This is a genomic window from Thermodesulfobacteriota bacterium (genome assembly GCA_040753795.1).
Lineage (GTDB): Bacteria > Desulfobacterota > Desulfobacteria > Desulfobacterales > Desulfosudaceae > JBFMDX01.
The window spans coordinates 1-26,439 of the sequence record JBFMDX010000026.1; the positions used below are offsets into that span (position 1 = coordinate 1).

Sequence of the window (26,439 nt, forward strand, 5' to 3'; positions counted from 1 at the left end):
GAACACGAACAGGGGCACGTCCAGCTTTTCCGCCTGGATCTGAAACCACTTCCAGTGGGTGTCGCAGATGGTATTGGTGCAGGTGATGATATCCGGCCGGGCGATGCCGCCGTGTTTCAGGGGCGCGGCGGTGTCCACCGCGCCGATGTTGGTTTTGCAGTAGGAGCAGAGGTCCCGGGAATACCCCATGCTTTCGGCGTGCTCGATCAGCCGCCGGGACTGCTTCTGGGCCGCGGCCACGGTGGCCATGTTCTCCGGGTGCAGCGGGAAAATGTCGAGCCCCAGCAGCAGTTCGATGGGGAAACCGGCGCAGGTCCAGGCGGTCTTTTTCCACGGCAGCAGGCTGTAAAGCTTGCCCGTGAGAAAATACCAGGTCATGGGCCAGCGGAGGTCTCCGGCGTGGGGCAGGGTCTCGACCCGGACAGGGGCGTTCGGGTCCATGGCGGGAGTTGTCGGTTGTTCAGCGTTCATGATGTTCATCCCATCTCAGCGAAGGCGGCCAGCCGGGTGGCCAGCGGGTTGTCCGGGGTAGCCGTATACTCCCGTTCCACATGGAGGACCCGGTACCCCCTGCTTTTCAGGGCGTTGTTCACCAGCACGGCGTCATAGGCATAGGGCTCGCAGAACTTGAGGTTCTGGGAAATGACGGCCCTGATGCCGGACTGCGCCAGGGCCGCTTCCAGGTATGCCAGCCGCTGGCGCAGGCCCACCTTGGTGGCGGGCCTGGGTATGGACAGGTAGTACCGCGCCAGCGATTCCACTGGGTCGCCCTCATCGGGAATCCGGCTGGCGAAATATCGCTCGCCCAGGGAGAGGTCGTCCCGGACCACCCGGAAACCGGCCTCGTCGATCTGGTCCATCAGTTCCGGGTAGGTGACGTCCGACCCGGTCAGCAGGGCCTTCACCTTGTCCCCGGGGAAAGGCCCTCTTTGGCTGATCGTGTCGATGGCGGCATCTACTTCTTTGATGGCCTCGGCTCTGGGCAGGGTCATGCTTTTGATCATGACCGAGAGGTATTCCCGGTTGGTCATGTCCTTTTCCGCCCGGAGGCCGGAAAAAACCCGGAGCCGCTCCTTGAGGCGGTTGGATTCCTGGTTGGCCCGGGCCAGCATCTCGCCGGTGACAAGGATGCCGAACTGGCGCTGGATGGCGTCCATCAGCCGCCACAGTTCGGATTTCATGAACCGGACGGCCGCTTCGTCGTCCTTCAGCGGCGTGTTGAACCAGTGCAGGAACGGCGTGGGCACATGCCGCTTCCACACGTCATAATGACGGTTGGTGGCGTTGCACCCCTGGGCGACGACGATCCCGGCCCATTGCCCGGACCGGGCCAGTGCCTCGGTCATGATGCTGCGCGCGGCCGGGCAGAAAAAGGCCGGCAGATAGCGGTCGGCCGGGTCGTTGGCGGCGCGCACGTCCCCGAGGATCTTGTACGGTGCAAAACCGGCGGCGGCGATGACCTCCTCGGGCATGTCGTGGGAGGTGTCAAAATAGGCGATGGTTTCCATTGTCAACGTTTCCGGCAGATTTGGGTTTTCAGCATCAAAATAAGTTGAACGACTGACCGAACTATTTCTTTACCTCACACCGGTCGTTGCCGTCAAGCAGAATCCGCTTAAAAGCGCGAGGCGTCCAGCAGGTGTATCCCCTCGGCTTTATTTTTCATCAGCCTGATATTTCCCATCGGAATCGGTTACGAACAGCATAAAAAACCGGAAATTCCATTCCGCGGGTGGATTTCGGCTAAAAAATCAATCTGGACATCGGAGTGCAAAAAGGGAAAATCTTTACAATCTCTGTTCTCTAATGTCAAATTATTTTATAGAGTAAGTTCCATTAAAAAAACAACCGGTGAACCGCCACACCGATATTTCGCCATTCGATTTCAGCCTTTTCCCGAAATGATTGGAAAGGATAAAATATGGGCAAACATCTGGTTTTAGCCGGCGGCGGTCACGCCCACCTGATGACCCTGGAGCGGCTTGATGAATTTGTCCGGCGGGGGCACCGGGTGACTGTGATCGGTCCGGCAGCCTATCACTACTATTCGGGTATGGGGCCGGGCATGCTGGCCGGCGTCTATACCCCGGAGGAGATTCGTTTTGCCATCCGCCGGGTAACTGAAAAAAAAGGCGGAACCTTTCTCTGCGACGCGGTGGAGACGATCGATCCCCGGGGAAAGACCGTTCGTCTCACCTCCGGCGGCCAGATCGCTTATGACGTGCTCTCCTGCAACCTGGGCAGTCATGTGCCCCGGGACCTGGTGACAAGGGACGAGGGCGGCGTTTATCCGGTCAAGCCCATCGAACAACTGCTGGAAGCGCGGCAGCGCCTTCTGGACATCGGCGTCCGCAGGCCGGCGGGCGTGGTGGTTGCCGGCGGCGGACCGGCGGCCGCGGAGATCGCGGGCAATGTCCATCACCTGGCCCTGACGTCGGGAATAAACCTGCCGGCCATTACCGTCTGCGCCGGCCGGTCTTTTCTGGGGCGGTTTCCGGAAAGCGTCCGTTCCCGGGTTTACCGTTCCCTGACCGGACGCGGCATCGTTATTGACGAAAGCGGGTTCGTCACGGCCATCCAGACCGGGGCCGTCACCCTTGAGTCGGGCAGAACCATTACGGCGGATGTTATTTTTGTTGCGCCGGGCGTGAAACCATCGCCCGTTGCCGTCGCTTCCGGCCTGCCGGGCGGACCCGACGGCGGTCTCCTGGTCAATCAATATTTGCAGTCGCCGACCCATCCGGAAATTTTTGGCGGCGGCGATTGCATTTATTTCGAGCCCCGGCCCCTGGACAAGGTCGGCGTCTATGCCGTGCGGCAGAACCCGTTGCTTCTTCACAATCTTCTGGCCGCTTTGGAGGGAGGGCCCCTGCGGCCTTTCCGGCCCCAGGACGGTTACCTGCTGATTTTAAACCTGGGCGATTACCGCGGGGTGCTGAAAAAAGGATGGCTGACGTTCGAAGGCCGCGCGGCCTTCCTGCTCAAGGATTACATCGACCGGCGCTTCATGAGACGGTTCCAGGCAATGGAGTAGGGGACGGATTAAGGATTTGCCGTTGGCCCTGATTTAAAAATGATGTCGCCGTAATACGCGGTGGCGGCTTCGCCGGTGTTGTCCGAATCGGTCATAATCGCCACGCCGGTGATCAGGGGCGGCTGCCGGCCGAAACAGTCCAGGTAGTCCTGATAGATATTCCGCTCTGCCGTGATCCAGGTGTCCGTCCGGTCAGGGCCGCTTTCCACCACGATCATCATGACCCGGTCGGTAAAGGGGTTGGGTACCCGGGTGTCCAGCGGCGCCCGGCTTTCCCAAATATAATTGACGGCGCTGCCTGGGGGATATTCGCCATATATCAGCCGAGCGCCTTCAAACTGGGCTTTTTCCAGAATACCCGCCTGGCCGGGATCGTATTCAAAGGCGATATAGATCCGGGCCGGGTAATCATCCCCGCCTTTCCGGGTGACATCGCCGTTTTCGTATACATTGCTGATTTTCCAGCGCCACTGGATAAGGGGATAAATCATGGGGTCGATGCGGATTTTGCGGATGAGGCCGGAGGCCGAGGCGTTGCTGTCGGCCCGGATAACGGACAGGCCGCTGTCCTGAACAATATCATAGTCTGTATGATCCTTGATTTTGCGGAAGGTCAGCGGCTGCCACCCTTCCGGGAGGCCTTCAGCGGTAACGGCGGTGTTTGAAAAATTTCCCACGGCCAGAACATCCCCGGCCGTGACAGCGGCCGGTCCTGACAGAACGAGAAAAAGAACCGCCACAAAGGTGGCCGGTAACCGTTCGCTAAAGAACCGGATCTGGTCCGATTTGGTCATGAGTTCCTCCGATTGCTGATCATGTTCCGCAGCCGCTTCCGGGTATGAGCGGCCGGGCCGGCGCATTCACGGCTGTCCGACTCAAGCGCTTTCAGGTCGTCGATGGTGTCCATATCCCGCCAGACCGGCAGCATCCGCGGGGTAATTCCGCGCGCGTCAAATTGCCGCAGCGTTTCCGACAGTACTGTTCCCGTTCCCCAGGTGATGCCGTCAAACACCTCGGGCAGAAAACCCGCGGCCGTAAACCCGATCAGGTAATACCCGCCGTCCCGGGCCGGGCCGATGACCGCCGCGTGATCCCGCAGCAGGTCAAAGGTTTCATGGATTATGGCTGCCGGCAGGTCCGGCAGATCGCTGCCGACAACCAGCGCTCGGGAAAATCCAGCGGCAAAGGTTTCCGTCAGGGCGTTCTTCATCCTTTCTCCCAGGGACTCTCCTGTCTGGGCCAAAAGCGGCCAATCTCCGCCCAGCCAGGCGCGCGCAAGCTCCCTGTCCCCGGCGGGATAAAAGTAGATCCGCGCCGCCCGTCCGGTTGACGTGAGCATGGCCAGCGCATCCGCTACAAAGCATTGATAAAGAGCCAGGGCCTCCGCGTCTCCCAGGGACGCGGCCAGACGGGTCTTGACCGCCCCCTTGACCGGCGTTTTGACAAAAAGAACTATGGCGTCGTCTTTATCGCTTTTTACGAATTCATCATCATTCATTATATTCAAAATTTTTATCCATTAAATCCGGATCGGAAAAATAGGACCGGCCCACCAGGGTCAGGGCATGGTGACCCCGCTGGCGCATGCTGCCCACCTTGGGAATGCCCATGGAGAAAAGAATGTACGGCTCGATCCGGGTGGATTCTTTGGCAATGCCGCTCGTGTTGAAAAGGCTGGCGTGACCGCCGTTGTCCGTCGGGAGCATTTCCAGGGTCTCATAGGGAACCAGGGAACAAATCGTGCCGTCCGCCGGAACCGGGTCGGCCGTGAGGCCGACCACCTGATGCCAGTCGGCGTTGACATGGACATTCAGCCGGTTTTCCGGAAAAGACGAGGGCAGGGTCATGGGAGAGAAAGCGTCGATGGCAAAGGACTGGGGCTTGATGCGCTTGATTGTTCCCTCGGCCGGTACAAAGAAATGATAACACCCGCAGTTGTTCATGATGTCCGCCATCACCGGCCGGCCGCTGCCGTCCAGGGTGACACGCACGGTCAGCCCGTCCAGGGGGCCGCGTTCCAGCCAGGGGGATTTCGGCCCCTGCCTGGCCGCGTACCAGACGGCGTAGTTGATCTGGAGAACCGGTTTGCCCCGGTAAAAGGCGTTGGTGCAATACCAGTATATCGCCGATCGTTCCTCATCCACCCGGATGTTTTTGTCCCGCCATTGGATCGTGCCGAAGCGGTCGGAATCGCCGCTGATCTCCTGGGTGATGGTCGGCGCGAAGTTCTCGGCCAGCATGCGGCGGGCAACGGTATCCGGCCGGGGCACGGCCAGGGCGTTATCTGATGACGCCGAAAGAATCCGGCCGATTTCTTCTTCGCTCAGAACCGGCGCTTTTTCCGGCAGATAGCAGACGCTTTCACTGCCCGGCGGGATGGGGCCGGGCGGTTTGGAAAGCCAGTCGCTCATCCGGCGGTGGGCCTTCCGGGTCAGGTAGACTACCGGCAGGGCCGTCAGGGGATAGGCGCCGACGGCCCGCATCCAGGTTTCATATACTTGCGGGCATTCCATGGCCGCGGTCACTGCCTCATGAAAATCGGGCTGTTTGCGCCGGGCCGCGAGCAGGGCGGCGGCGGCTGTCTCGGCATAATCGGCCAGTTCGTCGGCCGCGGGCGGAACCCCGGCCAGGCGGGACAGCCTTTCCCGGGATTCCGCCGGCAGGCAGAGAATCTCGCCGCAGCGGGCAGCGGCATCTTCAGCTCGCATCCAGTCAATCCAGAGGTCTTTTTCCGCCGCCGTTGAGACGCGGTCCTTCAGGCCGCACAGGAACCGGTCGGCACGGAGAAAGGCCAATCCGTCCAGGCGGCCGACGGCGGCATTATTGACCCCGGCCTCGGTCGTCTCCTTATCCAGGGCCTGGAGGAAGCGGTCGTACCGGGCTGTTTTATCATCCATCGGTACACGGGACGGTTTTATTCCCGAAGAGCAGGCGCCCATGATCAGGGCAATGGACAAGAGCAGGATCGATGCCCGGTAATGTTTCCCCGGGGGAAAAGTGTGGTCGATTTTCATGTGTTTTTTCTCCTCATGGACCGGATGATAGAAGGGGCAGGGCTTTTTGGCTGTTTTCAATATCGAAGCTATAGACGGTTTGCCAGGTTGATCGCCGTCGGAATCACGCCGAAAAGTATAATTATAAAGGACAGGACGAAGAAACCCACGGCCATTTTGGGCTTCCTGGCTACGGCTCCGAAAAGGAGGCAAAGGCAGATGGAAACGCTCCAGGGCAGGTAGGTTTCCCTGATCATGGCCCATTGCATGCGTTGAACATATTGTTTGAAGTCCGGTTCCGGATATCGAACCCGGATTTCCAGGCTGTCAGTAATGTCCGGGTTGTACAGGACCGGCAGCTTTTGTCCTATCGATACTTTTTTCTCAAGGTCGGCCCGGTTCTGAACCACGCCGGGAACATATTTGCCCAGCCCGAATTTCTCTTTTTTACCATCGATGTCGCCCTCAACCCAGTATTTGTCGGCGGTTCTGTGTTTCGTGGCGTTATCCCCTTCGACAAAAACGATGTTTTCGATGGTGAAAACGGCCGGCCTGTAGCCGTCGGCATAATGAAGAAGATAAATGCAGGTTTCGATACCCGAGGACGTGACCAGGGCCGTCCAGAAGGAAAAGACAACGGACAGCATGCCGCAAAGGATCATCAGTCCGGATGAAAACGTGACGCTGTCGGCGTAAGGGTTGCCCGGCGTGTTGGCGGTTTTCGGATCGGACGGATTCATTCCCGCGCTTCCTTTATTGTTTTGTCGATCCCGGCACCGGTTGCGCCAGCAGACGGTCGATGACCGTGCTGAAATAAGCGATATCCTTGGCTCCCTTGACCATGATGCCGTTGATGACAAAGAAGGGCACGCTTTTTAAGTTGTTGCTCGTGGCCTCTCCCTGGTCCGCCGTGATCACTTTGGCCACGGCTTCGGATTTGCGGTCGGCATTAAAGGTGTCCAGGTTCAACCCCAGGTTTTTAGCCAGCTGGACATAACCCGCTTCGTTAAGCTTGCTCATATCGGCATAAAGCATATCCCGGAATTCCCAGAACCGGCCCTGGCGGTGGGCGGCCAGGGCGGCCTTGGCGGCGTCAAGGGCGGCGGCATGATTTGGCAGCGGGTTGTTTTTATACACCAGCCGCAGCTTTCCGGGATACTTATCCATAAGGCTGTACATGGTTTCGACGGTTCGGGCACAATACGGGCACTGAAAATCCATGAAGGCAATAACGGTGACCGGCGCTTTCTCCGGCCCCTTGGACGGGTTCTCCGGCCGGACCGGTATCGACAGCGGGTTCTTAAAACTGTTTTCAAGCTGCTGTTGACTGTTCCCGGCCATTTGCTGCTGATAGGCGTTCATGGCGTCATAAACCAGCTTGGGATCATCCTTGAGCACTTGGACGATGGCTGCTTTCAGGGTTTCCTTGTCAATGGTAACGGTGCCCACGGCCACATCCTGGGCCGCATCCGGGATTCGGGGGAAAAAAAACAATCCAGCCAGAACTGTCGCGAGTGCCAGGTTCCATTTATTCATGTTGTGCTTCTCCGTGTATTAATATAATGAGGACTAATTGACCAGCCAAAACCATAACTGTTTATTATAATATATAAATTTGCAGCAATAAAAGACAGGTGGAAAGTGTCCCGCAAAAGGTCCCATGACCTCCGCCGGAAGGGGTTCACCCTCCGTGACTATGATCGGCAACCATAACAATTTCGGCGCCGGGCGTCAATTTTATTGCGGTCAAAGCGAAAATCTTGTTGTATTTTGATAAATATTCTGTTATTTATGCCCAGTTTTAAATGAGACACACATTATGCATAATGAAAAAAGTTATATAGATCAAAGGCTAAAATAATCAATTAACAAACATCAAGGGGGAAACATGAAGCGTCAGGGTTATTTATTGTTGGTTGCGGTTGTATGTATGGTTTTGTCAGTGGCGGGCAATGCGGCGGCCGAACATCGGGCCGGGTCGTTTACGCTGTCACCCGGTGTCGGTCATTTTGGATTCGATTCGGATCTGGATCTGGAAGATGACATGGCCGGCGGGCTCGGCCTCGGCTACAATATCACCGAGAATTTCGGCCTGGAAGCCAGCTACTATTATGCCGATACCGAGGCGAACAACAGGCCCCTGGACCGTGACGGCGATTCAGCGGACGGGGATGTGCACTTTGCCCAGTTAAACGCGCTGTATCATTTCATGACGGACAAGAAGGTAGTTCCCTACCTGGCCGCCGGTGCCGGCGTCTTCGTCTATGATCTGGATAAGATCACCGGCGACAATGATACCAGTGAGTTCGCCACCAACGTGGGCGGCGGTGTGAAATGTTTTGTTCATAAGAATGTGGCGTTGTTTGCTGATGTCCGTAGTGTCCAGACCTACCCGGAATGCAGCTGGCTGGGCACCGTGGGCATATCCTTTTACATGGGCGGCTGCGAAAAGAAGGCTGAAGCCGCGCCGGCCGCTCCGCAGCCTGCGGCGGTGGAAGAGCCCGTGGATCAGGAAAGACTGGCTTTTGAGAAAGAAGACATCTATTTTGCTTTTGATAAATCCGATCTTTCCGCTGATGCGCAGAGCATTCTGAAGAAGAAGGCCGCCTGGCTGGATAAGAATCCCGATGCCGCGGTGACCATTGAAGGCCATTGCGACGAACGGGGCACCAACGAATACAACATCGCCCTGGGCGAGAGAAGAGCCACCAGCGCCAGAGATTTCCTAGTCAACCTGGGGACGGATTTGACCCGCCTGACCACGATCAGTTTTGGCGAGGAACGGCCGGTTGATGCGGGTCACACCGAAGACGCCTGGTCCAAGAACAGACGCGCTCACTTTGTTCTTAAGTAAGCCCGGATATTATTTCGCCTGAAAACCGGGAGGAGGTATTACCCCGGGAATGAATAAGGCAACAGCATGGGGCCGCTGAAGATTTCGATTCTCAGCGGCCCCTTTTTTTAGATGCGCTTGTCGGTGCCTTCGATCTGGCAGTCCGGCGTATAGCAGGTGTTGTCGACAAATTCGCATTTCTGTTTGCAGGAGGGACACTCCTCGGGTGGTTCTTCTTTTTCAAGTGTGTAACCGCAGTTGGTGCATTTCCAGCTGGTCATGGCGTTCCTCCTTAAAGGATAATGGGGGAAAAGCTGCTCCCCTGGTTATGAGTACCTATATCTTCAGCGGGACGGTCCCGTGGTTCATGCGTTTTCAGATCCTGGCGAAAGCAACCCGAACTCGGCCAGGTGCCGCAGCAGCAGGGCCTGGTCGATGGGTTTGACCATATGGGCCGTGGCGCCGGCGCGATGGGCGTCGATGACCTGGGCGGGCTTCCCCACGATGGTGACCATGAGAATTTTTACCCCGTCATTTTCTTCTATGCCGTATTCTCTTTCCAACTTCCGGATCCGCCTCAACGCTTCCGGCCCGTCCATTTCAGGCATCATGAAGTCTAGACAGATGAGGTCGTAAGGCTCTTTTTCCATCCTGGCGATGATAAAGGCGTCGACGGCTTCTTTCCCGTTCATGGCCATATGACACTCGCCATAGGGGTTCAATATTTTTTGAAGCATCAGCCGACTGGTTAAATCATCCTCTACGATAAGCGTTTTCATGCGTTGCTCTCCTCTTTTTCCGTCGTTGACTTGTCATACCAACCGGTCTGTTCCATGGTATTCTTTACCAGCGCAATCTGTTCTTCCAACGCGTTCATGAGATCGGTCACTCGCTTCAAATCTCCGGACATGCAAGCCGTTTCCACCGCCAAAGCCGCTTGCTGAAGACGGTAACAGCCGACATTGGCCGCCGCGCCTTTGATGGTATGGGCCTGACGCTGGACGGAGGATCCGTCGCCGTTGAGCAGATGGCTTTTAATCGCCGCGGCATAACGGGAAAGGTCAACCAGGAAACCCGCTATCACAGGCCGAACGGAAGCCTTGTCCGCATTCATCCGCCTGAGCAGATTATCGGCATCAAAGATGCTCGTCTGATCCTGCGCCTGGTCTTTGTCGGCAATAACGGCGGGAACCTCATCGGCCGGGTCCGTCTGGCCTTTCCCGCTCAACCACCGGGCTAATCTATCCGCCATTTTATCCGGCTGGATGGGCTTTGTCAGATAATCATCCATCCCTGCTTCAAGGCATTTCCGCCGATCTCCCTCCATGGCGCAGGCTGTCATGGCGATGACGGGGACAGCAGGGTTGACCACCCCTGTCCGCCGATTCCGTATCAGCCGGGTGGTTTCATACCCGTCCATATCGGACATCTGGCAGTCCATCAGGACAAGGTCATAAGGGATGCGCCGGAGCTCTTTGAGCGCGTCATTCCCGCCGGTTACGGCATCGGCTTGAAAACCGAGTTTGTTCAGAACCGCCAGGGCCACCTCCCGGTTGGTGAAATTATCCTCAACCACCAGGATGCGGATCCGCTTTTTCAGTGACTCCCTTATGGAGTGCCGGGTAACCAGCTGGCCTTTCTCTCCGGCCGCTTTGCCGGACAGGACCATTTCCAGGCAGGCCTGCAGCTGCGGCTTGCGGAAGGGTTTGGTCAGATACCCGGAAAAACCGATCAGCTTTAACTCGGCGGCGTCGCCCCGTTGCCCCATTGAGGTCATTAGGATCAGAACGGTGTCGCGCAGTTCTTCATCCGCTTTTATTTTTTGCCCCAGTTCCTTGCCGTTCATCCCCGGCATGGAAAAATCAACAATGGCAACGGAGAAGGGGTCTTTGTCCCGAACCGCCTGCCTGAGAAGTGACAGGGCGCTTTTCCCGTCGGAAGATGTTTCAAACCGGCACCCCCATGATTTGACAAACGTCGTTACCTGCAGCAGGCTCGGCTCATGATCATCCACCGCCAGCACCTTAACTCCTTTCAGGTCATGATAAGGCGCCATCTGCTGGATGCTGGCTGCCGGCTGTTTTCGAAAGACGGACGTAAACCAGAAAACAGACCCCCCGCCTTCCTCGCTTTCCGCGCCGATTTCTCCGCCCATCAGTTCGGTCAACTGTTTGGAGATGGACAGGCCCAGGCCCGTGCCGCCGTATCGGCGCGTGGTTGAACTGTCCGCCTGAACAAAGGGGCTGAACAGGTCGCTGATCCTTTCTTTTGAGATACCGATACCGGTGTCGGTCACGGTGAAGCGGATCATCACCTGCCGTTCGTCTTCGGATGCGAGTGCCGCCCGGATGGCAATTTTACCGCTGCCGGTAAACTTTATGGCATTGTCGGTCAGATTGAGAATGATCTGCCGCAGGCGTCCCGGGTCGCCCTGAAGCCAGGAAGGTACCTCCGGATCGATCCGGCACTCCAGATCAAGGCCTTTCCCTTTTGCTTTGGCTGAGATCATCTCCATCATGTCTTCCATGACCATGCGCAGGTCAAAATCGATGACCTCCAGTTCCAGTTTGTGGGCCTCGATTTTGGAAAAGTCCAGAATGTCGTTGATCAGCGACAGGAGGGATTCGCCGCTTGACTTGACGATAGCGGCAAACTGCCGTTGCCGGGGGGACAGGTCGGTGTCCAGCAGCAGATCGGTCATGGCGATGACGCCGTTCAAGGGCGTACGAATCTCATGGCTCATGTTGGCCAGAAAAGCGCTTTTGGCCTCATTGGCCGTCTGGGCCTGGGCAGCCATTTCCGTGGCCAGGACCGTCAGCCTCTCCAGGGACAGGTTCGATTCGCGCAGCCTGTCTTCCGCCCGACGGCGTTCGGAAATATCCCGGGTGATTCCCATGACGCCTTTGAGATTGCCGTTCTTATCGTAATAAATGCTGGCGGTGGCCTCCGTCCAGACGGTTGACCCGTCTTTGCGGGTCATCTCCAGTTCGGTGGTGACCGACCACCCGGGGGGATGACGCTGTCCTTTGAGTTCCTGGGACAGCTCTCTTTCAAGAACTTCCCTGGCTCGTTTGGCCGATTCCGGCGCCAGCAATTCCTCGAAGCTCTGCCGCATCGCTTCTTCCGCGGTGTATCCCCGCAGGAGCAGCACGGAGGGACTTACGTAGGTGTACTTCAGGTCAAGGCCGAAGGACCAGATGACGTCACGGGCGTTTTCCGCCAGGATACGGTAACGTTCTTCGCTGTTGGAGAGGCGTCCCACCATTTTATTCATTTCTCTTGCCAGAGCGCCTATCTCATCATTCCGTTCGGTGCCCGGAATTTCCGAATGATTCGAGGAAACGCCGATCTGCACCGCCTTTTCAGTCAGGCGGGTGATGGGGGTTAAAATGTACCTTCCCAGTAACCAGGGGACACAGATTAGAATCAGCAATCCGGTTATCAGCAGGTGAGTCATGCTGACCTGATATGCCTTTATGCCCCGCTGGCTGATCGGACGCGGCAGAGAAGCCTTGAGGAAGATCGCCGGCTGATTGTCTATATCTTTCAATATTGCATAGGTTTCGATGGCGTCGGGTGAGGCGGGCACCACCTTGACGGCGGCAGGATCGTCCAGCAGCGGCATGCATCCGGTCACGGTCTCCGGTATCTTACCGTTTTTTGACGGCCATGACTCGATCTTCATACCGATATGCTCGGCCAGCGAACGGATGGAATCCGCCGTTAAGAACCGGCCCATGACCATGGCGCCACGACTGGGCCCCATGTTTTGGGAATTCAGGATGGGGTGTGATGCAATCAGCATCGGTCCCAGGCTGGTCTGGATGATCCCACTGGCATACGCATCAGGATTTGTCTGTTCGACAAGTTTCGAAAAAACGAAAGCAGTCAGTTCCTTCGACAGATCAAAGGGGATTTCTTCTTCGGTTTCCAGCCGGTATGTCTTTCCCCAGACAAGGCTGCTTTTCTCGTCATATATATGAACGAGGTTAAGACTCTGATCGGCAAATGTGGTCAGGGTCAAATTAATGGCGGCGTATTTCTGGTTGCGGTCCTGGACGAATTCATAGGTATCATCCCATGACGACCAGTCGTGAACGAATTTATCCAGGTGTTTGATCTCAATGTCGACCAGCGCCAGGAAATGATTCATGGCGCATGAGGCATACGAATTTTCGACCTCGACAAGGCTCTTATAGATTATGAATTTGAAAACAGCTAAGTACGCGAGATGGGCGACCAGCACGGCCAGGAAGATGATTAGAAAAGTCTTTTTTTTCAGACTCATGTCTTTTTCTTCAATCGGCGCAACCCACCCGGGTCGGAAACAATCTGAATAGGCGCTGTTGTTTGTAAAAGCAGGAGCTGTTGACCCTCATCAAAAAATTATTTAATTATAACATATTATTATTACGATTCCAAGACATTCCTGAGGGTTTGCTTATTACAGTATGTTTTTCAGCAAATGTCCTGATAGGCGTCGGGACATGGTCAGAATGGTTAGCACCGGCGGCAGGCCGAACTCGAAGGGAATGACGCTGCCGTCGGACACGAACAGGTTTTTGTACCGGGTCTGAAGATCGCTGTCGACGATGTGGCCGATGCGGCAGGTGCCGCCGGGATGGGCCGCGCCCAGGGCGCCGTTCCAGATATCTCTGGCGCCCATGTTTTTCAGGATTTTGCGGGCCATGATCTTGCCACGGTTGAGCTTTTCCCGGTCCTGGGCGGTCAGCGGCTTGCTGATGCGGCCGTCCACGTCGATGACGCCGTCCATGACGTCCCGGGCCTTGGTCATGATGCTGACCTGTCCCTTGCTCTTGAAGGCCTTACCGGGCCGGCCGGCGAGAATATTGAAAGCAATGGACTGGAACCAGGGATTGGTCATGTCGGTCATCATGATACCGTCTTCTTCCAGGTGCATGCCGGCCGCCATGGCCAGCTCTTTGCCTGGCTCGGTTTTTCCGTCGATGTAGCCGTTGGTCAGCACGAAGGGGTCAAAGAAGAACTTTCGGCCGGCGTCTTCGATGCCGGAGCGCTGTAGCAGGGTGGGGGATCCCACGCCGCCGGCGCAGATTACCACGACTTTGGCGCCGATTTCATATTCCCGGCCGGACCGGTCGCTGACCCGGACCCCTTCGGTTGTGCCGTTGCTGACGATGACTTCCTCGCACAGGGTTTGCGGCAGCAGGCGGGCGCCGCGGTTGACCGCGTCCATGACCCACTGGTAGGCCTCCCATTTGGCCTGGCTCTTGTCCCCGCAGAAGGTGTCCATGCAGCCGATTCTGGCTTTGGACGGATCGATGAATTTGTTGAGTTTTTTCCAGTCATAGCCCAGGTCCCGGGCCGAAGTCATGATGGCTCTGGCGGCCGGGCCGATGCGGTCATCGGGCAGGGGGCCGACCTTGAGTTCTTTTTTTATTTTTTCCGTTTCATCTTTCGGCAGGTTCACGCCAAAAGCGGCCAGTTTTTCGTAGGGCGGATCCCAGGCCGAGGCGGTATAAAACATGGTGGTGCCGCCCACGGTCACGGCCCGCACCATCATCAGCAGATCGGGCGTGACCATCAATCCTTTTCCCAGGCTGGTGAAGTATCCGCCCATGGCCTTGATGAAGGTGTGCATGTTGCCCCGGGGCTTGTTGTCCTTGCCCCATTCCACGATGATGACTTTCTTGCCGGCCAGGGTCAGGTCCCTGGCGATGGTGGCCCCGCCGGGGCCGGAGCCCACGACGACGACGTCGGCGGACAGGTTCCGGTTATTCATGTCTATACCTTTTTTGTTAAGGGTTTAAGGTTTAAGGTGCAGGGTTCAAGGGACAAGGTCCAGGGCTCAAGGGGCCAAGGCTCAAAGCTCAAGGGGCTGCTTCATAAAGCGCTGAAACCCGAAAGCGTTCGGTCTATTCGTCTGCTTTCCCATCTATCCTGTCTCTATGTCTTTGCGCGTTCAGCGAAATCCTCTTTGCCATGGCCTCATAAATTTCTTCTGAAACGCCGAATGACGGTATGGTCTTATTCTCTTGCTTCTCCAGCCTGTCCCTGGCTTTTTGCTCTTTTACCTGCTTTTTCTCCGCTGCGCTTATCGATAACTTTTCCTGTAAAAGGGAATCCGCATAAACCGATTCCATCAATTCTCCGGATCGGGACAGTTCTTTTATCAGGGCTTTTAACCCGTCAATATCCTGGCTTTTGATTTTAATCAGCAGGTCGGCCAGCCGGGCTTTCTCGTAATTCCCATGAGCTTTGAAAATGATGGACAATTCACGCAGCCTGTCCACATCCTTGTCTTTAAATCTATTGAACAAATCCGTCTTTTCGGAGAGCGACAGGGCCATAAAGTTTTAATCCTATACAATTAAGGAAGATCTCCTGATCATTCTATCAAACGGAGCGTGGAGCACATGAAGTGGTCGATTCTCCAGACCTCTTGCCCTTCGGGCACGGGCAACGAGTTGCCCGTGTCACCCGGGCGCAAGTGCCAATCTTGATATGTTAATTGATCTTTAAAATTCCAATAACTTCATCTTTGGGATTAAAATAGATTCTATATGATTTTTCAATATCATCACTACGTTCTAGATAATATACGAAAGTTTTAGATATTTTTTCATATTTTGTGAATAAATCTTTATTGTTAAATAACTCTATATCCGGACATCCTAAAAAGGTATTTACATGAGTTATATCGTCACCAATTTTAATTTTAGCTATATTTTCGATTAGTTTTAATGCTTTTTCATTGTCGGCCCTATAAGGGAATTTCATATTATAACCTATTCCGTCAGGATCGTATTTAGAACTAAAACTGAAGCAGCCGACAAGAAAAAGTGGTAGGAATATTAGCAGTAATATTTTATTCATATTTCTAACATAATTATTAGGTGAGTTTTTCCGTTTGCGCCTCAGCAAAAAGCCGTTACTGTCCGGGACGGCTGCCGGCGCCGGAGGTGGTTTTGAAGCGACATGGATCGCTTTCGGGTAAAAATTCAGCAATGGCCTGAGCGTCAAGAATTTCTCGTTGTTTGAGGGCGAAGCCCGAGTTCGAGAAATTCAGCGAAGGCCGTTGCTGAATCCCGAAAGCAATCTGGAGCTACAAAACACTTCCGGCGCGCCTCCTTTCAATAGCTCCCATCAACCCTCTTGCCTTCGGTTACGGGTAACGCGTTTCCTATGTCACCTGTGTCTTATTTTTTCTTTATCGTTTTGAGACTTTCTTTAAAAATCCACCCTGTAACTTTTCCATCTGTAGTTTTTATCTTAACAACGCCTTTTTTACAGAATGTGCAGGAATCAATAATTATAACAGTTAAATCTATATCATTGAAAAAAATGTTTCCAGATGACAATTGATCGCGAATGTATCCATCAATGGCATCTTTTTCAATTTCCTCAAGATGTGCGATCTGAAATTCGTTTGAAAAAATAGCGCTACCTTTTGGCAAAACATAATCGCTACCTATTGCATAGCCTATCCAAAATAGAATGATCATAATGGTAATAAGTATTTTTTTCACGTTTAACACCTTCAAGTAGTTTGGTTAATGATGTAGTGTTTTAGTATTAAACTGCCGGGAGTGGTTTTGAAGCGACAGGAGCGAAAAAACACCTCCAGGCGCATGTTGCATTTTTATACTGGACCCCGGCCTTCGCCGGGGTGACGAAACAAGACGAGCCATTTTTATCGGGATTGTCCGGTCAAGCCGCCTATGAAAAAGTCAAGCCGGACGATGACAAATTTACTCCCCGACAATCCGGTCCAGCGCCCGGCCCACGGCTTGAAGGGCAGGGCAGTCGGGTAATTCCAGAATGCTCCTGCCCTCGATGTCATACTCCCGGATGGTGTCATCATCCGGAATCCAGCCGGCCAGTTCGATGTCCGTGCGGCCGATGATCTTGTCCGCTTCCTCGGCGCTCCTGATCCGGTTTAAAATAAGGAAGGCCTTCTTGTACTTCACGGTCCTTTTGCCGGCCACATCCCGGATCTCCCGCACCACGTTCAGCCCCTTGGCCGAGGCGTCCGAGGCCAGGACCAGGTAATCCACCTCCTCCATGACCCGGCGGTTGACCTGCTCGATACCCGCCTCGCCGTCGATGACCACGTAATCAAAATGGTAGGCCGTGGATTTGATGACGTCTTTTAAAAAATTGTTGACCCGGCAGTAGCAGCCCTCGGTCTCCGGCCGGCCGATGGCCAGAAAACCCAGGTTGCCGTTTTCCGCGATGGCGTCAAGGACCTCATAGTCGATCAGGGAGAGCAGTTCTTTTTTATCGACGGTACTCTCGGTGTTTTTCACGTTTTTGATCAGGGAAGAGCGGATGTCGTCGATGGTCTTGGTAACCGTCATGCCCAGGGCCATGGCCAGTCCCACGGCCGGATCGGCGTCAATGGCCAGGACCCGGCCGGCGTTGCGGTCACGCAGCAGCTTGATAATGGCGGCGCTCAACGAGGTCTTGCCCACGCCGCCTTTGCCGCATAAAGCCAGTATCTTTGTATGTTCAGGTTTTTTCATTAAATAATCTTCCTTACCTCGAGAAATTCCCGCATGGCACTTTTGCAGGACTCCCAGCTCCGGGCCCGGTCGTCAAAGGCGTCGGCGAACAGGGCGTAGGAAGGGTAGCCGGCGGCTTCCAGGTCCCGTAAAAAAGGTTTGACCATGCCCCAGGTGTTGCGGCAGCCCAGAGTACCGACGTAAATGGTGCAGTCCGCCTTGTAGAGCTTGCAGGCCGAAAGCGTGTCCTCCAGCCACATGGCCGGCGCGTCATAGGGGCCGCGGATCTGCTTGATCATGGGCATGCGCGAGAGCTGATCGGCCAGGCTGTCGATGATGGCCTCTTCCGAGGAGGCGTCCATTTTGTAACACTGGTCTTCCCGGCCGGCGGCGTAAGGCGCGCCGCTGGGAAAGAAATAGTTGAGCATGCAGCCCATCATGCTGATATCCAGTTCGTTGAAGAAATTAAAAAAGCGGAAATCCATGGTGTAGTGTTCGATATAGCTGGGCATGCAGCGGGCCCGCTCTTTTCCGGAGAGGGTGCCGGCGATCCCTTTGGCGTGGTTTTCCATTGATACCCGCAGCATCTCCTCCAGCACCCGGGTGGCCGAGGCCACGCCGTTGAATCCGAACTTGAGCAGGTAGATGATGGGCTGAACCAGCGGCGGCACCGGATTGGGCACGCAGGTCATGAGCTGCTGGATTTCATTGATCAGATCATCCTGCCGCTGAATTTCGTGAATCAGTTCGGCCAGTTTGTCCCAGTCCACCTTTTTGCCGGTCTGTTTTTCCAGAAAAACGAGCATCCGGCGGAAGTCCTGCCGGTTGTAGCGGACGGCCCGTTCTCCGGTCAGGTCCGGGGGCGAGTCGTGCATGTACATGGGGATGTTCTTCTTGGAGGTATAAAAATGAAAGGCGTTGGCATTGGAGTCGCAGATGCCGGCGGTATTGGCCAGGCAGAAGTCGGGCGTGGTGCCCAGTCCGGCCATGAAGGCGCCCATGGAGCCGCGCTGGCCGGAGCAGGAAGTCTCGGTCATGCCCAGTTCCACGCAGTGATCCAGATATTCGATCACCCCCCGGTTGAAGATCAGCCCGCCGTAGGCGGCCAGAACCTCGGCGTTGATCGGCACGCAGTCAAAGGCCTTGAGAATGCCCACCGGGTAGCAGTAGGTGGTCAGCACCGCCTTTTTCCCCTTTTCCCGGGCATAGGTCAGGTCGTCCAGCCACAGGCAGGTGGCGTCGATCAGATAGAGCATGGCATTGCCGATCTGCTTTAACATGGCAAAGGTGTTGGCCCGCCGCGGCAGAATACTGAAAATCGCCTCCTTTTCTCCGGGGGTGGTGTTTTCCAGCAGGGCCTTGAGGTTCTGGAACGTGACCAGAAGCTGCCAGTCATAGTTAAACGCCATTAATTCTTTTTTCACAGTTATATCCTCTCGACAAAAGCCTGGGCCCGCATCTTGACCCGCTCGGTTTCCACCAGCGGTCCGTATTCACGCTCCAGTCTCAGGCAGGGAATGCCCATAGCCGTCAGGTCCTCGGCGTAGAGGCTGTTTTCGCAGCCGTGCAGATCGCAGAAGCGGATGTTCTGGAAAATAACGCCCTGGGCACGGGCCTGTTTCACTTTGTCCGCCAGATAATCGCTTCTTTCCCTGAACCTTCCGAACATACGCGGATGTTTCAGGCTGAGCAGGTAGGACTTGGCGATTTCGTCCACCGGGTCGTCGCTGTCCTCGGCGATCATGTTGTCGTAATATTTTGACCCGAAGGACATCATGTCGCCCACGACCACGGCGCCGGTCTGCTCGATGCTGTCGATCAGTCCCCGGTCGTCGTTGACGCTGCCGACGATAAACAGCCGCTTGCCCGGCACCGGCCGGTCGCTCTGTTCCAGTTCGGCCAGGAGCGCTTCGGCCATTTCGACGAACTGCTCCATGGGCATGGATACCGCCGCCACAAAAACCGACAGGGCATCCGCGCCGGAAATGGGAACATCGGGCCGGCTGCGGATTTCATCCAGTTTCTTCAGCAGGCGGCGGCCGTGATTATAGAGCCTGATGGAATCGTTCAGCGCTTCTTTTGTGACCCGGACGCCGAAATGGGCTTCCAGTTCGCGGATGTGGAGGCGCAACTCTTCGCTGAACCATTCCAGGCTGAAGTCGTATGATTTATGGGGCACCGCGAAATATTTAAAAAAGGGAGGGATAACGGCCTCGCCCTCCCGGGCGGCTTTTCGCCAGCACTCGTCCAGTCGTCGCATGGTGTCGCAAACCGAAGAGGTGACCGCGCCGTCCAGGAACCGGTATTTCTCTTCCCCGGCCATCTGCAGAAGGCTTTTGGGAAAGCTGCAAACCACCGGACCGAAATAGGCGTCACCCAGGGTGGTGGCCGTGATCTCGTTGGCGCGAAGCCGGATACCGAGGATGCCGGCGGCATGGTAGACTTCCGCGACCGGCACCCGGGAATAGCAGTAGCCGATGACCTTGCCGCCGTTTTTTTTGAAATTCCTTACGTAATCATTTTCAATGGTCGAATATATTTCTCTGAACTTATTATTCAGCATTGGCGTCTCCCAGAATACCGGCCAGCCGGGCCAGGGCCGATCGCAAATCTTCAGCGTTGTCTTCAGAATCAGGTGTCAGCAGATCGCACAGACCATTGATCAGGGGCGGCAGCAGGATCAGGGCCACGGGCCTGGCCGCCTTGCAGATGTCCCGGATCAGATCGCTTTCCGCCAGAGTCCGGACTTCTTCGGTGTCAATGGTAGCGGCCAGGGCCGATACGGTTCCGGGGATGCGTTCCGGGTCGCCGGCGGTAACATGGTTGGTTATTTCCAGCACCAGGGAGATCAGGTCAGCCAGTTCCTGTTCGTCAAAGGCCCCGGCAACTTCGGCGACCACCTCATCCAGGTCACGGCCGGGCAGGTCCGCCAGCACCCGCAGCCGGTTCTTCATGGCCCGGATCCGGGCGTTTTCCGAGAGGGCCGCGGCGGTGAGCATCTTTCTGCCAAACTCGGGGAAGGCATGCATCATGTCCGAAACGGCGTTTTTAATCGCCTCCCTGTCCCCCGCTTTTCCGGCCACGGCTTCCGCGTAGCGCTGGGGATCGATTTCGCTGACGATCTCTTTAAGCATGTCTCCGGTAAGGGTTTGCAAGGCCGGCGTGACGCCGTCCCCGCCCAGGCTGCTGCCGATATGAACTCTCCTGCCCAGTTCATAATAATCGTTGAGCATCCGGCCCACTTCTTTCCAGTCGATTTTGCCGTTAAGACCACTGGCAATTTCAAACAACATCTCCGGCGGTAGAACTTTTATCTGGGAGGCAAGGTTCAGGTTCAGGGTATTGGCGGCAAGGCTGATGACAGTGGGCAGGGCGGCCAGGACCACCAGTATTTTGCCCTGGTATTGCGGCAGAATTTCATTGAGCCGGCGGGCGGCTTCGATGCGGCCCTCTTTTGAGGTCTCCAGCAGGGTCTTCCATTGGGACAGGTCGATGTTGTCCAGCAGGGATTTCACAAAGGCGGACTGATTGTCGGCGGCTTCGGTCGGGTTCTCCCGAATTTCCCGGGTGCGCAGCCTCCACCGCAGGACCAGAAACCGGCCCAGGGTCGCGGCCATGTCCGCCAGACCGCTTTTGTCTCCCGGAGGCAGGGCCGGCATGGTTTTCAAGGCCATCCAGGAAATGATTTTTTTGAGAACACTGCCGCCCGACCAGGCCGACATGACGGCACCGGCCACGGCCTGCAGGGTCTGCTGCGCCTTGGGGTCGCCCATCAGGTTGACCGCCAGTTCCCCCAGCAGACGGTCCATCTCCTTTTTCAATTCTTCGGGGTTTTCCGAAGGGGTTCCTGCCGTCTGCTTTTTTTCTGTATTCATAATTAGTTATGTGGCTTTCTGGGCGTTTTAAATCTGACCTTGGCCATCAGGTCACCGGCGGTGACCAAGCGGCCAAAAAAAAATGAGAAAGAATACTGATTTTTTTAAAAATTATTCTTACCCGTCGGTAGTTGTCAAGAGAAAACATCACCCAATAGGTTTTTATCAAGATGCCTGTCCCGGTGGAATCTCTTTGAATGATCCGGCATATAACGCGGGTAGTCCGGCATATAACTGCTGGCCCAGGGCGAGCCGCTCCCGGTGCCGGTCGGTGACCGTGCCGATCTTTTTAGCCGGAATGCCGGCGAAGATTTCATTGGCCGGTATGGTCTGGCGTTTCATGACCAGGGATTTTTCCGCCACCATGGCCCACTGGCAGATTCGGGCCTGGTCGCAGATCATGGACTGCATGCCGATCAGGGCGCAGTCTTCGATGACGGCGTCATGGATCATGGCCATGTGGCCGATAATGACCCGGCTGCCGATGGTGACCCGCTCGGCCTCATGAATGATCACCCCTTCCTCCACGGCGGTTTCATCGCCGATGGTAATGACCCCGAAGTCGGCCCGGATGACGGCGTTAAACCCGATGTAGCAGTTGGCGCCGATGGTGACCGCGCCGATGATTTGCGCCCCGGGCGCGACCCATGTCCCCGGGCCTACGGACGGCCGTTTCCCCTCAAACTCATATAATGGCATGTTTACCCCTCAACCGGTAATTTCGGCGTGCTCGATAATAATCTGCGGCGCGTTCCTGCCGTTCCATGTGTCCCGCCGGGCCCGGAAAACAACGCGTCGGAAGTGACCGGTTTCCTGCTGGTCCTCCGGTATGTTGAAACGCATGGCGTTGACCGTCGATCCGCTATTCCCCTGTCTCTGGCAGAGAGTCATTTTCCGGTGGCGGCCGTTGATCATAAAGGAAGAGTTCACGGCGACGTTTTCCGCCAGGAACAGGGGTTCCGGGTTCTGCTCCCCGAACGGCTGCAGGGATTCGATTTCCCGGAGCTGCTGCTCCGTGATCCGGTCCAGGGGCAGGATGCCGTCCACCTCCATCACCGGGACAAAGTCCTCCGGCCGCGAGTTGCGCTGGATAATGAATTCAAACTGTTTTTCAAAACGGGGGATGTTGGCGCTTCTGATCTTGAACCCGGCCGCCCGGGCATGGCCGCCGAAATCTTCAAAAAGGTCGGCGCATTGGGCCATGGTGTCATAGAGGTTAATGCCCGGAATGCTTCTGGACGATCCCACGCCCATTTCGCCGTTGATGGCGATCAGGGCCACCGGCAGATGATATTTCCGCACTGCCCGGGAGGCGACAATGCCGATGATGCCCGGATGCCACTGGCGATGGGCCAGCACCAGGGACTTTTTCCCCCGGAGCAGGGCCGGGTCGGCGGTGATGGCCCGTTCGATTTCGTCGGCCACATCCTCTTCAAAGAGCTGGCGCTTGGTGTTTAAACGGTTCAATATGTCGGCCATCTTTTTCGCCTGGTCGGCGTCAGTGGCCATGAGCAGCTCCAGAGCCACCTTGCCGTGGTCGATCCGGCCGGCGGCGTTGATTCGCGGCGCGATGACATAGGCGATGTCTTCGGCGACCAGGGGCCGCTTTTTTATTTTGGCGGCCTCCAGCAGGGCCTGGATACCGGGACGGGGCTGGCCGTTGATCAGTTCCAGACCGGCTTTGGTGAAGACGCGGTTTTCGCCGACCAGGGGCACGATATCCGCCACGGTACCGACGGCCACCAGATCGCAGTATTGTTTCAGGTTCGGTTCGGCCGATCCTTTCCAGAAACCCTGCTCCCGGAGAAAGGATCGCAGGGCGATGACCAGGTAAAAGGCGACGCCGACGCCGGCCAGCATGGTCAGCCCCCCGGAATTATCTTCTCGTGACGGGTTCACCACCGCCAGGGCGTCCGGGAAAGGCGGCGCGATGCGATGGTGGTCGGTGACCACCAGATCGATACCCGCCCGGCGGCAGGCCAGGGCCGCTTCAAGGTTGCTGGAGCCGCAGTCCACGGTGATGATCAGGCCGGTGTCGGGCCTGATGGCGCCGCTGGTGACAAGATCGGCCTTGAGTCCGTATCCTTCCATGATGCGGTGGGGGATGTAGTACGACACATCGGCCCCGGCGGCCCGGAGGAAATCCACCATCAGGGCGGTGGCGGTGATGCCGTCGGCGTCATAGTCGCCGAAAACCAGGACTTTTTCTTTTTTTACGATAGCGTCAGTGATTCTCCGAACGGCGGTATCGATGTCCTTGAGCACGGACGGGGGGGTGATGTCCGGCAGGGAATCTTTCAAAAAAGCCCGGGCCGCCTTGAGCGTGGTGATGCCCCGGTTGACCAGCAGGGCGGCGGTGACGGGAGTGATATTCAGGGAGCGGCTTAATTCGTCAACGGTTTGCGGCGACGGCTGCTTAATCCGGATTTCTCTTTTCATTATTTATTTATAGCACTGCCGTTCCGGCCGGGCAATATGGATATGTTAAAATAAGGTTTAAGGTTTAGGGCGCAGGGTTCAAGGGGCAGCGCTACCTGTCCCGGTTAGGGCCATATTGACATAATGGGCCGGTCTTGCTAATGATAATGAGTATCCATTCTTTTATTTGATCAGGGGGGATGACAGGCGCCGGGCGACTGTCATCGGGGAGGGGCCATTATGTCAGGAAACAATCAGGTTTTTATCCTTCGTTTCATTTTTCCCGGGATATTTCGATTAGGGATGCTGTCCTGCCTGATCGCCGCCATTTTCCTTGTCCGGCAACCGGCCTACGTAATGGCGGCCGATGTCGCTCAACAGGAAAGCCAGGTCACGGTCCGGGAAACCATGGAGGCGCTGTGGACCGGGAAACCGTTTGACCCGTTGCTGAAACAGAAACAGCAAAAGCTCAAGAAGCAGCTTGACGCGGGCGCCATCGACAAGGCCGGTATGAAGGCCATGGTTGAAGAGACGATTCTGTCCCTGATGGACCGGCAGGTGACGTCCCGGTATATCCTGAAGGAAATGGCCGGGCGTATTGATGAAAGCCTATACCCTCACCTGAAAATGGAAGAAGTGCAGAAAGCAGCCTGGAAAGCCATGGCCTCGGCGGTGAAGGAGGGGAACCAGCTGGTTTTCAGGGTCGGCACCCTCGCGCCCCAGGGCACGCCCTGGCTGAACGTGCCGGAAAAGATCCTGATCCCCAGATGGAAGGAATTGAGCGGCGGCAGGATTACCATGAAAGTGTATGGCGGGGGCGTCATGGGCGAGGACCAGGAGATTTTGGAAAAAATCGGGTCCGACCAGATTGAAGTCTGCGGCTGCACGACCCTGGGCCTGCTGGAGGCCTCACCGGAGATCGCCGTGTTCCTGCTGCCGGGACTGTTCCGCGACTATGAGGAAGTCGATTACATTTACGAAAAATTCAGAAAGCGGATCGACGCCGGCTTTGAGAAAAAAGGGTATGTCCTGGCCGCGTTCATCGATACCGGTCAGTTTTATCTGTTTTCGAAAAACCTGATATCCGGTCTGGCGGATTTGAAAAACCAGAAAACCCTTACCTGCTGGGGAACGGTCGAATCGACGCTGTTTAATGAACTTGGCATCAGCGCGACGCCGGTGGCCGTGCCGGAAGTCATTTCCGCGCTGAGTTCCGGGACATGCGATACCAACCTGGCGCCCACGGCCTGGATGCTCGGCATGCAGACCTACCAGTACGCCCGGTACTATCTCAAGCCGCCGCTGCTCTATTCACCGGCGGCCGTCATCATCGGCATTCAGGCCAAAAAAAGACTGCAGAAAAATCTGGGCGTGTCCGACACGTTTGCCGACAATATCCAGGAGATCCTGGTTTATGATGTCAATTCGTTTGAACCGGTCTGGAGGGACCAGATCAGAAAATACGATCAGGAGGCGCTCAAGGCCTTTGAAACAAAAGCCGGCATGACCGCCATGACACTTTCCGCGGAGGATCAGAAGGCCGTTGAGGAAGCGGGCATCAGGGTCCGCAAGGTGCTGGCCGGCAAGCTTTTTCCCGAAGATTTCATGATCGATATCCTCAGGGCGCTGGAAGCGTTCCGGAAGAGCAGGTAATAGGCGCTATTTACCGTTCAAACACCTTGCAGATCGTTTTCCAGGGGCAGCGCTCCGAGCAGAACGCCAAGGGGGTTTTATTACGGATGAGCGCCGCCAGTTCCCCGGAGGTCATTCGGTCGCCGTAATCCAGACCGAGGCCTTCCAGGATCCTGGCGTCCCAGCGGCCGACCTTTTCTTCATCCCCCAAAGGATTGACGCACCGGCCGTTTTCAAGATGAGAGCAATGCGCGCAGACGGCGTCCGCTCCGCGGGTGACTTCGATCCGTTCCTCTCCGCCGGCGATCAGCATGGCGATGGTTTCCCGGTAGACGCGGTCAAACACTCCGCCGCGATCCGGCGGCTCGAAGCCGAGGAAACGGATACACAGAATATGGTGGGGCCGCAGCCTGATATGATTTTCCATCCTGTCTATTACCTCCCGGAAGATATCTGGATTACGGTAAACAAATTATTGTTCAGTTCAGGCAAAAGAACAAGCTGATTCCTCCTTTACGTAAATATTGAGGGACGAGCGCCGGTCTGGTATATTCAACAAAGAATCCATATGTCCGTAATCGATTGAAGGTATTCGTGGAACAGCGAAACATGAAACAACGGCCGGTCTTAGTCTGGGCGCTGGCGCTGGCGCTGATCGCGTCTCCCGGCCCGGGTGAAACGCCGGGCGGTGGCCCCCAGACAATCAAAACGGGCGCGGGAGCCGGCCGGCCGGACGACGGCGGGAAAGTGAAGTCCCGGGTTGAACCGGCCCCGGGAGGACTTAACGAGACTAATCCTCCCGGCGCCTACCGACAACTTGAAAACGGCATTGTCTATGACGCCGCCACCCGGCTGGAATGGCTGGCCGGTCCTGACCAGCGCATGGACTGGAACCAGGCCAAAGCCTGGACGGAAGGGTTGTCCGTCGGCGGCGGCGGGTGGCGGATGCCTTCCCGGGAGGAACTGCTGACGCTCTACAGCCAAGGCAGCGGTTCCCGCAATATGACGCCTCTCCTGCAGACCAGCGGCTGGTTTGTCTGGTCAGGGGAAACAAAGGATTTTTCCACCGCCTGGAGTTTCAATTTTTTTTATAACGGTTTTGAACTCTACGACCGCCGCGACGACCGCAATGGCAACCGGGCCTTTGCGGTGCGGCCCGGGGAATAAGGGG

The 26,439-nt window shown here is 56.2% G+C and carries 25 protein-coding genes; 4 read left to right on the forward strand and 21 right to left on the reverse strand.

Features of this window, described 5'->3' with window-relative positions; genetic code table 11:
• Together AB1724_18940 and AB1724_18945 are read right to left on the reverse strand one after the other, a co-directional pair.
• A partial coding sequence (locus tag AB1724_18940) for a 2-hydroxyacyl-CoA dehydratase family protein (protein MEW6079891.1) occupies nt 1–471 on the reverse strand: 471 nt, incomplete at its 3' end.
• 5 nt (nt 472–476) lie between these two features.
• Nucleotides 477–1,508, reverse strand: a complete 1,032-nt coding sequence (locus AB1724_18945; GenBank protein MEW6079892.1) for a 2-hydroxyacyl-CoA dehydratase family protein — start codon at nt 1,506–1,508, stop codon at nt 477–479.
• A 413-nt stretch (nt 1,509–1,921) separates the two neighbouring features.
• Here AB1724_18945 and AB1724_18950 point away from each other — a divergent pair, with 413 nt between their 5' ends.
• The gene (locus AB1724_18950; GenBank protein ID MEW6079893.1) at nt 1,922–3,034 is read left to right on the forward strand and encodes an FAD-dependent oxidoreductase; all 1,113 of its coding nucleotides are present in this window, start codon (nt 1,922–1,924) and stop codon (nt 3,032–3,034) included.
• 8 nt (nt 3,035–3,042) lie between these two features.
• On the opposite strand, the gene AB1724_18955 is transcribed toward AB1724_18950, so the two are convergent.
• The 5 genes from AB1724_18955 to AB1724_18975 form a co-directional block, all read right to left on the reverse strand.
• Nucleotides 3,043–3,828: a DUF3047 domain-containing protein gene (locus AB1724_18955; GenBank protein ID MEW6079894.1), complete on the reverse strand. Its 786-nt coding sequence runs from the start codon at nt 3,826–3,828 to the stop codon at nt 3,043–3,045.
• Nucleotides 3,825–4,532, reverse strand: a complete 708-nt coding sequence (locus AB1724_18960) for a TIGR04282 family arsenosugar biosynthesis glycosyltransferase (GenBank protein ID MEW6079895.1) — start codon at nt 4,530–4,532, stop codon at nt 3,825–3,827. Before AB1724_18960 ends, AB1724_18955 begins: the two co-directional genes overlap by 4 nt.
• Entirely contained in the window at nt 4,525–6,048 is a 1,524-nt protein-coding gene (locus AB1724_18965) for a hypothetical protein (GenBank protein MEW6079896.1), read from the reverse strand. The genes AB1724_18960 and AB1724_18965 overlap by 8 nt, the downstream gene beginning before the upstream one ends.
• 68 nt (nt 6,049–6,116) lie before the next feature.
• Nucleotides 6,117–6,767, reverse strand: a complete 651-nt coding sequence (locus tag AB1724_18970) for a hypothetical protein (GenBank protein MEW6079897.1) — start codon at nt 6,765–6,767, stop codon at nt 6,117–6,119.
• 13 nt (nt 6,768–6,780) lie between these two features.
• Complete coding sequence (locus tag AB1724_18975; protein MEW6079898.1) at nt 6,781–7,563, reverse strand: thioredoxin domain-containing protein; 783 nt, start codon at nt 7,561–7,563, stop codon at nt 6,781–6,783.
• A 394-nt stretch (nt 7,564–7,957) separates the two neighbouring features.
• Between AB1724_18975 and pal the strand changes: the two genes are divergently transcribed.
• The gene (gene pal, locus AB1724_18980) at nt 7,958–8,881 is read left to right on the forward strand and encodes a peptidoglycan-associated lipoprotein Pal (protein ID MEW6079899.1); all 924 of its coding nucleotides are present in this window, start codon (nt 7,958–7,960) and stop codon (nt 8,879–8,881) included.
• A gap of 107 nt (nt 8,882–8,988) precedes the next feature.
• On the opposite strand, the gene AB1724_18985 is transcribed toward pal, so the two are convergent.
• From AB1724_18985 to recJ, 13 genes are all read right to left on the reverse strand, one after another.
• Nucleotides 8,989–9,141 carry a rubredoxin-like domain-containing protein gene (locus tag AB1724_18985; GenBank protein ID MEW6079900.1) on the reverse strand — a complete coding sequence of 51 codons (153 nt, stop codon included), beginning with the start codon at nt 9,139–9,141 and terminating at the stop codon, nt 8,989–8,991.
• Between the two features lie 84 nt (nt 9,142–9,225).
• Entirely contained in the window at nt 9,226–9,639 is a 414-nt protein-coding gene (locus AB1724_18990; GenBank protein MEW6079901.1) for a response regulator, read from the reverse strand.
• Nucleotides 9,636–13,148 (reverse strand): response regulator, encoded by a 3,513-nt coding sequence (locus AB1724_18995; protein MEW6079902.1) that lies wholly within the window; start codon nt 13,146–13,148, stop codon nt 9,636–9,638. Before AB1724_18995 ends, AB1724_18990 begins: the two co-directional genes overlap by 4 nt.
• A gap of 156 nt (nt 13,149–13,304) precedes the next feature.
• Nucleotides 13,305–14,621 carry a GMC family oxidoreductase N-terminal domain-containing protein gene (locus tag AB1724_19000; protein MEW6079903.1) on the reverse strand — a complete coding sequence of 439 codons (1,317 nt, stop codon included), beginning with the start codon at nt 14,619–14,621 and terminating at the stop codon, nt 13,305–13,307.
• Nucleotides 14,622–14,754: 133 nt separating this feature from the next.
• Complete coding sequence (locus AB1724_19005; GenBank protein MEW6079904.1) at nt 14,755–15,189, reverse strand: hypothetical protein; 435 nt, start codon at nt 15,187–15,189, stop codon at nt 14,755–14,757.
• A 157-nt stretch (nt 15,190–15,346) separates the two neighbouring features.
• Nucleotides 15,347–15,862: a hypothetical protein gene (locus AB1724_19010; protein MEW6079905.1), complete on the reverse strand. Its 516-nt coding sequence runs from the start codon at nt 15,860–15,862 to the stop codon at nt 15,347–15,349.
• 176 nt (nt 15,863–16,038) lie between these two features.
• Nucleotides 16,039–16,368, reverse strand: coding sequence for a hypothetical protein (locus tag AB1724_19015; protein ID MEW6079906.1), 330 nt, complete (start codon nt 16,366–16,368; stop codon nt 16,039–16,041).
• A gap of 222 nt (nt 16,369–16,590) precedes the next feature.
• Complete coding sequence (locus AB1724_19020; GenBank protein MEW6079907.1) at nt 16,591–17,364, reverse strand: AAA family ATPase; 774 nt, start codon at nt 17,362–17,364, stop codon at nt 16,591–16,593.
• Entirely contained in the window at nt 17,364–18,767 is a 1,404-nt protein-coding gene (locus AB1724_19025; protein ID MEW6079908.1) for a 2-hydroxyacyl-CoA dehydratase family protein, read from the reverse strand. Before AB1724_19025 ends, AB1724_19020 begins: the two co-directional genes overlap by 1 nt.
• A gap of 2 nt (nt 18,768–18,769) precedes the next feature.
• Complete coding sequence (locus tag AB1724_19030) at nt 18,770–19,906, reverse strand: 2-hydroxyacyl-CoA dehydratase family protein (protein MEW6079909.1); 1,137 nt, start codon at nt 19,904–19,906, stop codon at nt 18,770–18,772.
• Nucleotides 19,896–21,218 (reverse strand): hypothetical protein, encoded by a 1,323-nt coding sequence (locus AB1724_19035; protein MEW6079910.1) that lies wholly within the window; start codon nt 21,216–21,218, stop codon nt 19,896–19,898. Before AB1724_19035 ends, AB1724_19030 begins: the two co-directional genes overlap by 11 nt.
• Nucleotides 21,219–21,383: 165 nt before the next feature.
• Entirely contained in the window at nt 21,384–21,917 is a 534-nt protein-coding gene (locus tag AB1724_19040; protein ID MEW6079911.1) for a gamma carbonic anhydrase family protein, read from the reverse strand.
• A 9-nt stretch (nt 21,918–21,926) separates the two neighbouring features.
• Entirely contained in the window at nt 21,927–23,657 is a 1,731-nt protein-coding gene (gene recJ, locus AB1724_19045) for a single-stranded-DNA-specific exonuclease RecJ (GenBank protein ID MEW6079912.1), read from the reverse strand.
• A gap of 219 nt (nt 23,658–23,876) precedes the next feature.
• Here recJ and dctP point away from each other — a divergent pair, with 219 nt between their 5' ends.
• Nucleotides 23,877–25,289, forward strand: a complete 1,413-nt coding sequence (gene dctP, locus AB1724_19050) for a TRAP transporter substrate-binding protein DctP (GenBank protein MEW6079913.1) — start codon at nt 23,877–23,879, stop codon at nt 25,287–25,289.
• A 10-nt stretch (nt 25,290–25,299) separates the two neighbouring features.
• On the opposite strand, the gene AB1724_19055 is transcribed toward dctP, so the two are convergent.
• The gene (locus AB1724_19055; GenBank protein ID MEW6079914.1) at nt 25,300–25,695 is read right to left on the reverse strand and encodes a DUF1284 domain-containing protein; all 396 of its coding nucleotides are present in this window, start codon (nt 25,693–25,695) and stop codon (nt 25,300–25,302) included.
• Nucleotides 25,696–25,877: 182 nt separating this feature from the next.
• Between AB1724_19055 and AB1724_19060 the strand changes: the two genes are divergently transcribed.
• Entirely contained in the window at nt 25,878–26,435 is a 558-nt protein-coding gene (locus tag AB1724_19060) for a DUF1566 domain-containing protein (GenBank protein ID MEW6079915.1), read from the forward strand.
• Nucleotides 26,436–26,439 lie beyond the last annotated feature (4 nt).